Source organism: Marinobacter sp. C7, from assembly GCF_022343555.1.
GTDB lineage: Bacteria > Pseudomonadota > Gammaproteobacteria > Pseudomonadales > Oleiphilaceae > Marinobacter.
This window is the reverse complement of record NZ_JAKQZH010000002.1, coordinates 274,118-287,658: the sequence shown is the minus strand read 5'-3', so window position 1 is coordinate 287,658 and position 13,541 is coordinate 274,118. Positions and strand designations below refer to the sequence as shown.

The following is a 13,541-nucleotide window of genomic DNA, read 5'->3' as shown; positions in this document are numbered from 1 at the left end:
CCGTGGTGCTGTCGGATATTTCCATCAAACGCCCGGTCTTTGCGACGGTCCTGAGCCTGCTGATCGTGGTCTTCGGGCTGGCGGCCCTGTTCGAACTGCCGGTCCGGGAGTATCCCGACATTGACCCTCCGGTCGTGTCCATTTCCACGGATTACACCGGCGCCGCCGCGGAGGTGGTCGACACCCAGATCACCCAGGTGATCGAGGGCGCCATCAGTGGTATCGAGGGTATCCGTTCCATCGAGTCTTCCACCGAGCAGGGGGAGTCCCGCACCAGCATCGAGTTCAACCTTTCCCGGGATGTGGATATTGCCGCCAACGATGTCCGCGATGCGGTATCCCGTGTGGCCAATCAACTGCCGGACGAGGCCGACGCCCCGGTGGTGAGCAAGGCGGATTCCGACGCCCGCCCGATGATGTGGATAACTCTGCGCAGCCAGGTCTGGGACAGCGCCGAGCTCAGTGATTTCGCTGACCGGGTGCTGGCGGACCGGTTTTCGGTGCTCGACGGCGTTGCGGATGTCCGAATCGGTGGTGAGCGCCGGTATGCCATCCGGGTCTGGCTTGACCGCGAACGGCTGGCCGCCCGGAACATCACCGTGGCCGAGGTGGAACGGGCACTGCGGGCCAACAACGTGGAACTGCCGGCGGGGTCGGTGGATTCCTCCACCCGCAATTTCACGGTGCGGGCCGAGGGTCGGTTATCCACAGTCGAGCAATTCCGCGAACTGGTCATCCGTCGCGACGGCAACGATCTGTTGCGACTCGGCGAGGTGGCCAATGTCCAGATGGGCGTGGAATCCGATGTCAGCCGGTTGCGGGCCAACGGGGAAACCGCCATTGGCATGGGCATTATCCGCCAGTCCAAGGCCAACACCGTGGCGGTATCCGACGCGGTACGGGCCGAGCTCGACAGGATCCGGGAAACCCTGCCGCCGGAAGTCACCATTGCCGAGAGCTACGACGAATCCATTTTCATCCGGGCGTCCATCAGGGAAGTGGTGATTACCCTGGCCATTGCCGTTTCCCTGGTCATTCTGGTGATCTTCCTTTTCCTGCGCTCCTGGCGGGCGACTCTGATTCCGGCCGTGACCATCCCGGTGGCAGTCATCGGTGCCTTCATCGGCCTGGGCTTTCTCGGCTTCTCCATCAACGTGCTGACGCTGTTGGCGGTGATCCTCGCCATCGGCCTGGTGGTGGACGATGCCATCGTCATGCTGGAAAACATCCAGCGCCGGATTGACGAGGGCGAGCCGCCCCTGCTGGCCGCCTACCGGGGGGCCAAACAGGTGGCCTTTGCCGTTATTGCCACGACCCTGACTCTGGTGGCGGTGTTCGTGCCTATCTCGTTCATGGGGGGCAACACCGGTCGGCTGTTTGCCGAGTTCGGTTTTACCCTTGCCGCTGCGGTGGTGTTCTCGAGCCTGGTGGCCCTGACGCTGGCACCCATGCTCTGTTCCAAGTGGCTGCGCCACAGTCCGGAATCTGCCGAGGGGCACCGGCTCTGGGCCGCCAGTGAGACAGTTCTCAATGGACTGACCCGGAGTTATGAGCGGCTGTTGCGTTTTTCCCTGAGGATGCCGGGCCTGCTGATCGGCCTGGGCCTGGCAGGCCTCGTCGTGGCGGCGGTGGTCTATCCGAAGCTGCCCCAGGAACTCGCCCCCACCGAGGACCGGGGCATCATCATCATGCCCACCAGTGCGCCGAGGGGCTCCACCGTGGAGTTCACCGACCATTACGTGCGCAAGGCGGAGGAGAAGCTGCTGCCCTACCTGGATGAGGGTATTGCCAACCGGCTGCTGTCGATCGTCGGCTTCCGGGACGAGGAAGACAATGCCTTCATGATCATGGGGCTGGAGCCCTGGGAAGAACGGGATATCAGGCAACAGCAGGTGACCAGCGAAATCCGGCAGAAGCTTGGTGACATTTCCGGGATCCGGACCGTGGCAATCAATCCACCGGGCCTGGGCCAGCGCGGTTTCAGCCAGCCCGTGGAATTCGTAGTGGCAGGGCCTGACTATGACTCGGTGCAGGCCTGGAGTGAGGAGATCGTCGCGCGTGCGAAAGAGAATCCGAATCTGCTCAACCTGGAGACGGACTTTGAACTGACCCGACCGGAACTGCGGGTCAGGATTGATCGGGAACGGGCCGCAGACCTGGACATCACGGTCGAGGACGTTGGCCTGACCCTGCAGACGATGCTGGCTTCCCGCCAGGTGACGACCTATCTGGACCGCGGCCGGGAGTACGATGTCATTGTCCAGGCCACCGAAGCCGATCGGGCCACGCCGGCGGACCTCGGCCAGATTTTTCTGCGCCCTCGGGAAGGTGGCAACCTGATCCCCCTGCAGGCGCTGGTGTCAGTGGAGGAAATCGGTGCCAACCCGGATCTTCGGCGGATTGACCGCCTGCCGGCGGTGGTGATCAGTGGCTCCCTGGCCGATGGCTATGATCTTGGTTCGGCACTGACCTATCTCAACAATCTGGCTGTGGATAACCTGCCGCCGGAAGCGAGGGTGAGTTACAAGGGCCTGTCCCGGGAATTCGAGGAATCGTCCAACGCCATCTACGTGACCTTCGCTCTCGCCTTCGTGATTGTCTTCCTGGTACTGGCGGCGCAGTTCGAGAGCTGGATTCACCCGCTGATCATCATGCTGACGGTGCCACTGGCGGTCACCGGGGCTCTGCTGGCGTTGTTATGGTCCGGCATCAGTCTGAACATCTACAGTCAGATCGGCATCATCATGCTGTTGGGTTTGATGGCCAAGAACGGAATCCTGATCGTGGAGTTCGCGAACCAGCTCAGGGACAAGGGCTATGAAGTCAGGGATGCGATTCTCGAAGGCGCTGTGTTGCGCTTTCGCCCGGTACTGATGACCACCATCTCCACCATCTTCGGTGCGGTACCGCTGGTGATTGCCACCGGCGCTGGCGCCGAGAGCCGGGCCGCCATCGGTATGGTGATCCTCGGGGGGCTGATTTTCGCCACCACCCTTACCCTGTTCCTGATACCGGTGCTCTACAACCTCCTGGCCCGGTTTGCCAAATCCACCAACGCGGTGGAGCAGGAGCTCGAACGGCTGGCAGCCGGACAGTCCGGAGGGGCGGGCCTGGCATCGGTGCCCCAGAAGCGGGCCGACGATTTCTGATCCCCCCGACCGGATCATGAACGGTCAATGGACGGCCCGTTTGCGGGAAGAGTGCAACGGCGTGGCACGGGAGCGGGCAAGGGTGTCGCGCAACCGGGCTTCGGCCCGTTCCCGGGCGCCCGGGGATGCCTCATCGGGATGCCCGAAGGCATAGCCCTGGACCAGGTCGGCCCCGGCCGACAGCGCGATGCGGGCCTGATCTGCGGTTTCGACGCCCTCCAGCAGCACGAGGCTGCCGCTCTCCTGCAACATGCCAACCAGGCTCTCCAGCATGAGCCGACCCCGGCGATCTTTCTCCGCATTCAGCAACAGGCACCGATCCAGTTTTACGATCAGCGGTTTGATCAGCCACAGCCGTTCAAAGTTGGAATGTCCGGTACCGAAATCGTCAATGGCAATCTGGAACCCCAGCGTCCGGGCGTTGTGGATAAAACCGAGCAGGGCATCCGGTTTATCCGAGGCAGTCTCCACCAGTTCCAGCACAACCTGCCGCGGGTCAACGCCGCAGTCCCGGCAATGCCGGGCCAATCGCTCCAGGGAAGCGCCCGGATGGACACAGCTGTACGGGTTCACATTGAGGAAAAGCCAGAAGGGGTTGCCGGCAGCCCGATAATTATCCAGGTGCATGTGCACCAGATAGCGGTCGAGTTCGGCCAGCTGGTTGCGTTGTCGGGCCAGTTCAAACAGCGCGGGCGGCGTCATGGTGTCGCGGCCTTTGCCGACCCGTACCAGTGCCTCATAACCCACCAGCATTTGATGGGTGGGGCTGAGTATGGGTTGGTACACCGAACGGAGATCGTGGCGGTGGATAATATCGGGAACGACGCCGATGCTGTCACGCCGGAGGTTTTGCCGTGAGAGACTCACTACGCTACTCATGGTCAGGGGCCTGTATCCTGTTGTCCTGTTGGTAGCCGTCCTGGCCATGGAAATGATCGGTCCAGCGCAAATCCAAGGCGAATTCTGTGCCAAGCTATTGAAAACGCGGTGATCCGGAAGGCCGGCAGGTTAGGCGAGGAGTTTGAAGGTTTCATGACACCCCTCGGCGCACCAGATTCGTGCAGGGAAAGGCGTTGCAGAGGACACGATGCACCAACAACAGCACAACTGACCATCCAGGCGCTTCCTGTTATCCCGGGAATCCGACCGAATTCTGTGGACAAATAATTGAACAAGGTACAGATAACCACTGGATGGATTTTAAAATATCAATAAAAAACAAATGCTTAAGCTTTAAAATTTGGTGATCAGCAAGTGTTCTGGCTTGTGGATAACTTTTTGAAAACTTTTCTGAAAAGGTGATCGCAAGCCACTGATAAAGCATGAATTTCGGTTAATACTTATACAGAATAAGGTTGGTTCCGGAGGTTTTTAACAGTTCCCGTGGCGTCATGGCTTTCATGTGTTGCTGGCTCTGGTTAAAATTTACCCATTCTGACTGCATTTTCCACGGCGAGGCGTTATACTCGCCGCCCTGTTTTTATCCCCCGATTTCCGAGGTGAAGAGTGGAGTTTCCGACCCGTTTCGATGTCATTGTCATTGGTGGTGGCCATGCCGGTACCGAAGCCGCGCTGGCAGCAGCCCGCATGGGTTCGCAAACCCTGCTGCTGACCCACAACATTGAGACCCTGGGCCAGATGTCCTGTAACCCGGCCATCGGCGGGATCGGCAAGAGCCATCTGGTCAAGGAAATCGACGCCCTGGGCGGCGCCATGGCCCACGCCACCGACCAGGCCGGGATCCAGTTCCGGGTACTGAACAGCCGCAAGGGCCCGGCGGTCAGGGCCACCCGCGCCCAGGCGGACCGGGTGCTGTACAAGGCGGCGATCCGCCACGCACTGGAAAACCAGCCCAATCTGACCCTGTTCCAGCAGGCGGCGGACGACCTGGTTGTGGAAAACGACCAGGTGACCGGCGTGGTGACCCAGACCGGCATCCGCTTCAACGCCAAAACCGTGGTGTTGACCACCGGGACTTTCCTCGGCGGTGTTATCCACATCGGCATGCAGCACCACTCCGGCGGCCGTGCCGGGGATGCGCCGGCCAATGCGCTGGCCAGGCGCCTGCGCGAACTGCCGTTCAACGTCGGTCGGCTGAAGACCGGCACGCCGCCCCGGATTGATGCCCGGTCTGTGGATTTCTCCGTGATGGACCAGCAATGGGGAGACAACCCGACCCCGGTGATGTCCTTCATCGGCAGCCGCGATGAGCATCCCGAGCAGATCTGCTGCTACGTCACCCGCACCACCGAGCAGACCCACGACATCATCCGCAGCGGTTTTGACCGCTCGCCGATGTTTGCTGGCAGTATCGAAGGTGTCGGTCCGCGCTACTGCCCGTCCATCGAGGACAAGGTGAACCGCTTTGCCGACAAGGACTCGCACCAGATTTTCGTGGAGCCGGAAGGTCTGACCACCAACGAGCTGTATCCGAACGGCATCTCCACCAGCCTGCCCTTTGATATCCAGCTGGCGGCGGTGCGCTCGATCCCGGGCTTCGAGAACGCCCACATCACCCGGCCGGGCTATGCCATCGAGTACGATTTCCTGAACCCGCAGGATCTGCGCCACACCCTGGAAACCAAATTCATCCAGGGCCTGTACTTTGCCGGCCAGATCAACGGCACCACCGGCTACGAAGAGGCCGGCGCCCAGGGGCTGCTGGCCGGCATCAATGCGTCGCTGCGGGCCCAGGAAAAGGACGAATGGTACCCGCGCCGGGACGAAGCCTATCTCGGCGTGCTGGTGGACGACCTGATCACCATGGGCACCAGCGAGCCCTATCGCATGTTCACCAGCCGCGCCGAATACCGGCTGATCCTGCGGGAAGACAATGCCGACCTGCGCCTGACCGAAACCGGCCGGAACCTCGGCCTGGTGGACGATGCCCGCTGGCAGAAGTTCAACGACAAGCGTGACGGCATCGTCAGGGAGCGTAGCCGCCTGGAAGCGACCCGGATTCACCCCAATACCGATGCGGGCGAGCGCGCCAACAGCTTCCTGAAACAGCCCCTGGCCCGCGACCAGTCCCTGGCGGAGCTGCTGCGTCGTCCGGAGATTGCCTACGACCAGATCGCCGAGATTGGTGGCGAGCGTGCGGACGACCAGAACGTGGCAGACCAGGTGGAGATCGAGATCAAGTACGAGGGCTACATCTCCCGCCAGGCGGACGAGATCGAACGCCTGCGCAAGAACGAGAACACCCCGCTGCCCATCGATCTGGATTACGATGTGATTGGCGGTCTGTCCAACGAGATCAAGCAGAAACTCAAGGACGTGCGCCCGGAGACCGTGGCCCAGGCTTCCCGCATCCAGGGCGTGACCCCGGCGGCGGTGAGCCAGATTCTGGTTCACCTGAAAAAACGGGACCTGCTGCGCAAGCAGAGCGCCTGATTCGCCCATGACGCAAGCACTCTGGCAATGCCAGCTCCGGGACGGGCTGGCCGAGATGGAGCTGTCCCTGACCGACGGCCAGCAGCAACAGCTGTTGGCCTTTCTGGCTTTGCTGAACAAGTGGAACAAGGCGTATAACCTCACTGCCGTGCGCGACGAGCGGGTAATGGTCTCGCGCCAGTTACTCGACAGCCTGAGTATTCTGCCCTGGGTCACCACAGACCACCTGCTCGATGTCGGCGCCGGCGGTGGCTTGCCGGGCATTCCCCTGGCCATCGCCTTGCCGGACAAGCGCTTCACCCTGCTCGACAGCAATGGCAAGAAGACCCGTTTCCTCAACCAGTGTGTGCTTGAGCTGGGGCTGGACAACGTGGACGTCATTCACGGGCGGGCCGAGGACTGCCAGCCGGAACAGCCCTTCACCCAGATCGGCAGTCGGGCGTTTACCGCCCTCGAGAACCTGGTGACCTGGTGCGGGTCCCTGCTGGCAAATGAGGGTGAGTTCCTTGCCATGAAAGGTCAGTTTCCGGATGATGAGGTGGCTGCCCTTCCGGCCGGCTGGCAGGTAAAATCCAGCCAGTCCCTGAAGGTCCCCGGCGCAGATGGCGAGCGGCATTTGCTGGTCGTGGCCCGGACTGAATATTCCCGGTAACCCGCAACAGGAGGCGTAACATGGCGCGCGTGATGGCAGTGACCAATCAGAAAGGCGGTGTGGGCAAGACCACCACCTGCGTCAACCTGGCTGCCTCGCTGGCCGCGATCAAGCGGCGGGTGTTGCTGGTGGATATGGATCCCCAGGGTAACGCGACCATGGGCAGTGGTGTGGATAAAAACGCCCTGGAATTGTCCGGTTACGATGTACTCACCAAGCGCGCAGCCCCGGCCGACGTCATTATCAAGGTGGAAAATGGCGGCTTTGACCTGTTGCCCGCCAACGGCGACCTGACGGCGGCGGAAGTGGAACTGATGAATGAAATCGGTCGGGAGCATCGGCTGCGCCTTGCCCTGAACAGCATCCGTGACCGCTACGATTACATCCTGATCGACTGTCCGCCCTCCCTCAACCTGCTGACCGTTAATGCCCTGTCTGCGGCGGACTCGGTGCTGATCCCCATGCAGTGTGAGTACTATGCCCTGGAGGGCCTGGCCGCACTGATGAACACGGTGGAGCAGATCCAGGAAACGGTGAACCCCAATCTGGAAATCGAGGGTCTGTTGCGCACCATGTACGATCCGCGTAACAGTCTGACTCTGGACGTATCCGCCCAACTGGCGGAGTTTTTCGGTGACAAGGTCTACCGGGCAGTGATTCCGCGCAACGTGCGGCTGGCAGAGGCGCCCAGTTATGGCTTGCCGGCGTTGAGCTACGATCGCGCCTCCAAGGGCGCCGTGGCTTACCTGGCCCTGGCCGGCGAAATGGTCCGTCGCCATGGCTCGAAAAAGACATCCGCGCCGGTTGCGGTGTAACATACCCGACCGTTGGTACACGACACATAACGCTTTTCCACGGGAAGAATGACAGACACCATGGCGGCTAAGAAACGAGGATTGGGTGAGCGTGGCCTCGGGGCCCTGCTGCAGGGTTCCAAGGTCAACCTGAACCAGGAGGTGAAGGACCACGACGGAGAGCTGCGCGAGATCCCCATCGACCTGGTCCAGCGTGGCCGCTACCAGCCGCGCCGGGACATGGATCCCTCCGCGTTGCAGGAGTTGGCCGATTCCATCCGCCAGCAGGGTGTGATGCAGCCGGTGGTGGTCCGGCCGATTGCCGAGGGTCGCTTTGAGCTGATCGCCGGTGAACGTCGCTGGCGGGCCGCCCAGATTGCCGAGCTGGACAGCATTCCTGCCATCATCCGGGATGTACCGGATGAAGCCGCCATTGCCATGGCGCTGATCGAGAACATCCAGCGGGAAAACCTCAACCCCATCGAGGAAGCGTTTGCCCTGCAGCGCCTGCAGGACGAGTTCGGCCTGACCCAGGCCCAGGTCGCCGAGGCTGTGGGTAAGTCCCGGACTACCATCACCAACCTGCTGCGACTGATCGGTCTGACCGAGGATGTCCGGCTGATGCTCGAACACGGTGACCTGGAGATGGGTCACGGCCGGGCCATGCTGACCCTGCCCCCGGAACTCCAGATGCAGGTGGCCCGCCAGGTAGTGGCCAAGTCCCTGTCGGTGCGGCAGACCGAAGCGCTGGTACGCCGCGTCCAGCAACAGGCGCCCGAGGGCAAATCGAAAGACAAGGGCGCCATCGATCCCAATATCCGCGCTCTGCAGGATGATCTGGCCGAACGCCTCGGCGCCCGCGTTTCCATCAATCACGGCCAGCGTGGCAAGGGCAAACTCGTGATCGAGTACAGCTCCCTCGATGAGCTCGATGGCATACTGGGCCACATTAAGTAAGCGGGATTTTTTCCTGGTCTTTTCGACCCCCTACCAAAGTCCTTGGGGTGGTCATTTACACAACATGTAGTGTTCAATTTTTATTCCCGTACCTATTTGTGTCCGGCCGGTGTAAACGCCGCTGATTTAGCGCCATCCGGGGCTCCGTGGCGCGGCCGGATTTGTTGATTCGTGCACATTGAACACATATAATCTGCCGCGCTTGTGTCGGTGTATTTGTTTATTTTTTAGACCGAATCGAGTCGAAAACACCGAATTCCCGGGAAAAACATGACGAAGGCAACCCCGAGCGGCATTCGCCGCCCGCCCATCGCACGATGGTTCTTGATTGAAAGTGTGATCCTTGTCATCGTCAGCCTGGCCTTTTTATTGCGCAGCCAGGTCGCAGGTTATTCAGCGCTGTTAGGTGGGCTTATTTTTCTTCTGCCCCACGGTTATTTTGCGCTCAAGGCATTCCGCTACTCCGGCGCGCGGTCTGCCAAAAAGATCATGAGTTCTTTTTACCAGGGTGAGGCCGGCAAGCTCATCCTGTGCGCCATCCTCTTCACGATGGTGTTCAAATGGATTCAGCCGCTTGATATAGCGGCACTTTTTTTAACATTTGCGATCATGCTGGTCACCAACTGGTTGACACCGCTTCTGGCGGGCAGCAATACGCAGCAAAGCTAACTGGACCTGGGAACCCGTTATGGCAGGAAGTGCATCCGAATATATACAGCATCACCTCCAGAACCTGACCTACGGTAAGCTGCCGGCAGGCTATGAGCGTGCCGATGGAACCGTAATCGAAGACGCCACCTGGACACTGGCCCACACGGCGCAAGAAGCGTCGGATATGGGCTTCTGGGCGGTACATGTGGACTCGTTGGGCTGGGCAGTCGGCCTCGGCGTCCTGTTCCTGTTTCTGTTCCGCATGGCGGCCAAGCGCGCCACTTCCGATCAGCCCGGCGGGCTCCAGAACTTCGTGGAAGTGATGGTCGAGTTCGTGGACAACAGTGTGAAGGAAACCTTCCACGGCAAGAACAAGGTGATTGCCCCGCTGGCCCTGACCATTTTCTGCTGGATCTTCCTGATGAACCTGATGGACCTCGTGCCGGTGGACTTCCTGCCGCAGCTGTTCCATCTGATGGGCGCCGACTACATGAAGGTCGTCCCGACCACCGACGTTAACGTGACGCTGGGCATGTCCCTGTCCGTGTTCTTCCTGATTATTTTCTACAGCCTGAAGGTCAAGGGCGTGGGTGGTTTCCTGGGCGAACTGACCCTGCATCCGTTCTCCTCTGACAACCTGGTCCTGAAGATCCTGCTGGTTCCGGTCAACCTGCTGCTGGAAGGCGTGAGCCTGATCGCCAAGCCGATCTCACTGGCGCTGCGTCTGTTCGGTAACCTGTACGCCGGCGAGCTGATCTTTATCCTGATTGCACTGCTGCCGTTGTGGGCACAGTGGACGCTGTCTGTACCCTGGGCGATCTTCCACATCCTGGTTATCACCCTGCAGGCATTCATTTTCATGATGTTGACGATCGTGTACCTGAGCATGGCTCACGAAGACAGTCACTGATCGGACACCATTGAACCGTAGTCTTAAACCCTAAACCCTTAAACTGAAAACCTAACTGAAACTGGGAGTTATCATGGAAACTGTAGTTGGAATGACCGCTATTGCTGTTGCACTGCTGATCGGCCTGGGTGCCCTGGGTACTGCAATCGGCTTTGGTATCCTCGGTGGCAAGTTCCTGGAAGGCGCTGCGCGTCAGCCGGAAATGACCCCGATGCTGCAGGTTAAAATGTTCATCGTTGCTGGTCTGCTGGATGCCGTGACCATGATCGGTGTTGGTATCGCACTGTTCTTCACCTTCGCCAACCCGTTTGTCGGCCAGATCGCCGGTTAATCGAGTCGCCAGCCGGGGGCCCTACCCCGGTCAGATGATTCTTAACAAAACAGGCGAGAGGTGAAGACGTGAACATTAATTTGACGATGATTGGTCAAGCCATCGCGTTCTTTATCTTTGTCGTCTTCTGCATGAAGTATGTGTGGCCGCCCATCATGGCCGCACTGCAGGAGCGTCAAAAGAAGATCGCTGACGGCCTGGCTGCTTCAGACCGTGCTGCGCGCGATCTGGAACTGGCTCAGGAAAAGTCAGCTCAGGAACTGCGTGAAGCCAAGCAGCAAGCTGCGGCCCTGATTGAGCAGGCCAACAAGCGTGCGGCCCAGATTGTGGAAGCGTCCAAAGACGATGCCCGCAAGGAAGGTCAGAAGCTGATTGAGCAGGCCAAGGCCGAAATTGAACAGGAGCGTAATCAGGCTCGTGACGCCCTGCGTGCAGAAATTGCCGCAATCGCTGTCGCCGGTGCTGAGAAGATCCTGGAAACCTCTGTCGATGCCTCCAAGCACAACGAGATGTTGGAAAAACTGGCGGCAGAACTTTAAACGGCGAGGTTCATCATGGCAGAACTGAGAACGCTGGCCCGTCCATACGCGAAAGCAGCATTTGCAGCCGCCCAGGAGCATAAAGAGCTGGCTGAGTGGTCCCAGGTGCTGACGATTGCCGGACAGGTCACCGCGAATGAAGACATTCGACAGCTTCTCGCGAATCCGGGTCTGGAAGAGCAGAAGAAAGCCGAGCTGATTCTGGAGGTCGTCGAGGACGGCGTCACCGAACAGGTTCGCAATTTCTTCGCTGTACTGGCAGAAAACCGCCGGCTGACTCTTCTTCCTGAGATTGCAGCGCTCTTCAACACGTACCGGGCTGATCTGGAGCGCACTGTTGATATCGACGTCACCGCCGCATTCGAGCTGACGGACGAACAGCAACAGAAGCTCGCCCAGGCGCTCTCCGAAAAACTCGAGCGGAAAGTGTCACTCGCAGCGTCTTTGGACAAGTCTCTGATTGGCGGTGTGATCATCCGCACCGGCGATCTGGTCATTGACGCATCTGTACGCGGAAAGCTGGACAAGCTGGCCGACGCTCTGGGCTCCTGATTTCAGCACAAGGTTTGAGGATATTGGCATGCAGCAACTGAATCCATCCGAGATCAGTGACATCATCAAGAAGAGAATCGAGAAGCTCGATATCTCTTCCGAAGCAAAGAACGAAGGTACGATCCTGTCCGTTTCTGACGGTATCGTGCTGATCCACGGTCTCGCCGACGTTATGTACGGTGAGATGATTGAATTCGCCAACGGCACTTTCGGCATGGCTCTGAACCTGGAGCGTGATTCCGTTGGTGCGGTTGTGCTGGGTGACTACGAAGGTCTGGCAGAAGGCCAGAAGGTTCGTTGTACCGGCCGCATCCTGGAAGTTCCGGTAGGTCCGGAACTGATGGGTCGCGTGGTTGACGCCCTGGGTAACCCGATCGACGGTAAAGGCGATCTGGGCACCGACCTCAGCTCTCCGGTTGAGAAGGTTGCACCCGGCGTTATCGCTCGTCAGTCCGTTGACGAGCCGGTCCAGACCGGTCTGAAAGCGATCGACACCATGGTGCCGATCGGCCGTGGTCAGCGTGAGCTGATCATCGGTGACCGTCAGATCGGTAAGACTGCGGTTGCGATCGACGCGATCATCAACCAGAAGGACACCGGCATCAAGTGTATCTACGTTGCCGTTGGCCAGAAGCAGTCTTCCATTGCCGCCGTCGTACGTAAGCTCGAAGAGCACGGCGCCATGGACCACACCATCGTGGTTGCCGCCGGTGCCGCCGATCCTGCAGCGATGCAGTTCCTGGCTCCGTACTCCGGTACTTCCATGGGTGAATACTTCCGCGACCGCGGTGAAGACGCCCTGATCATCTACGATGATCTGTCCAAGCAGGCCGTGGCCTACCGCCAGATTTCCCTGCTGCTGCGTCGTCCGCCGGGCCGTGAAGCTTACCCGGGTGACGTATTCTACCTGCACTCGCGTCTGCTGGAGCGTGCCTCCCGCGTTAACGCCGAGTACGTAGAGCAGCTGACCAACGGTGAAGTGAAAGGCCAGACCGGTTCCCTGACCGCGCTGCCGATCATCGAGACCCAGGCCGGTGACGTTTCCGCATTCGTACCGACCAACGTAATCTCGATCACCGACGGCCAGATCTTCCTGGAAACCAACCTGTTCAACTCCGGCATCCGTCCGGCGATGAACGCCGGTATCTCCGTATCCCGGGTAGGTGGTTCCGCCCAGACCAAGATCATGAAGAAGCTTGGCGGTAACATCCGTCTGGCCCTGGCCCAGTATCGTGAACTGGCCGCTTTCGCGCAGTTTGCTTCCGATCTCGACGAAGCAACCCGTAAGCAGCTTGAGCACGGTCAGCGTGTTACGGAACTCATGAAGCAGAACCAGTACAGCCCGATGTCCGTGGCTGAGATGGGCACCGTTCTGTTTGCAGCCAACGAAGGCTTCCTGGACGACGTTGATGTCGACAAGGTAGTGAAGTTCGAAGCGCAGATGCTTGACTGGATGCGCTCCGAGCAGAAAGACCTCCTCGACAAGATCAACGAGAAAGGCGATTACAACGACGAAATCGCTGCCGGCCTGAAAGCTGCACTTGAGAAATTCAAGACCACTCAGAGCTGGTAAGAAATCGGGCCTGCGGCGTCAGTCGCGGGCCGCTTTCGTA

12 protein-coding genes are annotated in these 13,541 nt (G+C 59.8%); 11 read left to right on the top strand and 1 reads right to left on the bottom strand.

The annotated features are described in order from the left end of the window. The first annotated feature begins 2 nt into the window (after positions 1-2). Positions 3-3,149, top strand: a complete 3,147-nt coding sequence (locus MD273_RS11255; protein ID WP_239037893.1) for an efflux RND transporter permease subunit — start codon at positions 3-5, stop codon at positions 3,147-3,149. A 24-nt stretch (positions 3,150-3,173) separates the two neighbouring features. Here the strand turns inward: MD273_RS11255 and MD273_RS11250 are convergent, their stop codons facing one another. Continuing rightward, entirely contained in the window at positions 3,174-4,028 is an 855-nt protein-coding gene (locus tag MD273_RS11250; protein ID WP_239037892.1) for an EAL domain-containing protein, read from the bottom strand. Between the two features lie 627 nt (positions 4,029-4,655). On the opposite strand from MD273_RS11250, the gene mnmG reads away from it, so the two are divergent. From mnmG to atpA, 10 genes are all read left to right on the top strand, one after another. Continuing rightward, complete coding sequence (gene mnmG, locus MD273_RS11245; RefSeq protein WP_239037891.1) at positions 4,656-6,542, top strand: tRNA uridine-5-carboxymethylaminomethyl(34) synthesis enzyme MnmG; 1,887 nt, start codon at positions 4,656-4,658, stop codon at positions 6,540-6,542. A 7-nt stretch (positions 6,543-6,549) separates the two neighbouring features. Then, positions 6,550-7,194 carry a 16S rRNA (guanine(527)-N(7))-methyltransferase RsmG gene (rsmG, locus tag MD273_RS11240; RefSeq protein WP_239037890.1) on the top strand — a complete coding sequence of 215 codons (645 nt, stop codon included), beginning with the start codon at positions 6,550-6,552 and terminating at the stop codon, positions 7,192-7,194. A gap of 20 nt (positions 7,195-7,214) precedes the next feature. Beyond that, complete coding sequence (locus MD273_RS11235; RefSeq protein WP_239037889.1) at positions 7,215-8,009, top strand: ParA family protein; 795 nt, start codon at positions 7,215-7,217, stop codon at positions 8,007-8,009. Between the two features lie 60 nt (positions 8,010-8,069). Next, on the top strand, positions 8,070-8,945 hold the full coding sequence (locus MD273_RS11230; protein ID WP_239037888.1) for a ParB/RepB/Spo0J family partition protein: 876 nt from the start codon (positions 8,070-8,072) through the stop codon (positions 8,943-8,945). Positions 8,946-9,215: 270 nt separating this feature from the next. Continuing rightward, entirely contained in the window at positions 9,216-9,614 is a 399-nt protein-coding gene (locus MD273_RS11225; RefSeq protein WP_239037887.1) for a F0F1 ATP synthase subunit I, read from the top strand. A 19-nt stretch (positions 9,615-9,633) separates the two neighbouring features. Next, positions 9,634-10,506, top strand: coding sequence for a F0F1 ATP synthase subunit A (gene atpB, locus MD273_RS11220; protein WP_239037886.1), 873 nt, complete (start codon positions 9,634-9,636; stop codon positions 10,504-10,506). A 73-nt stretch (positions 10,507-10,579) separates the two neighbouring features. Continuing rightward, entirely contained in the window at positions 10,580-10,837 is a 258-nt protein-coding gene (gene atpE / locus MD273_RS11215) for a F0F1 ATP synthase subunit C (RefSeq protein ID WP_012138088.1), read from the top strand. A gap of 68 nt (positions 10,838-10,905) precedes the next feature. Beyond that, on the top strand, positions 10,906-11,376 hold the full coding sequence (locus MD273_RS11210; protein WP_181799929.1) for a F0F1 ATP synthase subunit B: 471 nt from the start codon (positions 10,906-10,908) through the stop codon (positions 11,374-11,376). A gap of 15 nt (positions 11,377-11,391) precedes the next feature. Further along, entirely contained in the window at positions 11,392-11,928 is a 537-nt protein-coding gene (locus MD273_RS11205; protein ID WP_239037885.1) for a F0F1 ATP synthase subunit delta, read from the top strand. A 28-nt stretch (positions 11,929-11,956) separates the two neighbouring features. After that, a complete protein-coding gene (atpA, locus tag MD273_RS11200) occupies positions 11,957-13,501 on the top strand; it encodes a F0F1 ATP synthase subunit alpha (protein WP_239037884.1) in 1,545 nt (514 codons plus the stop codon). The last annotated feature ends 40 nt before the right edge of the window (positions 13,502-13,541 follow it).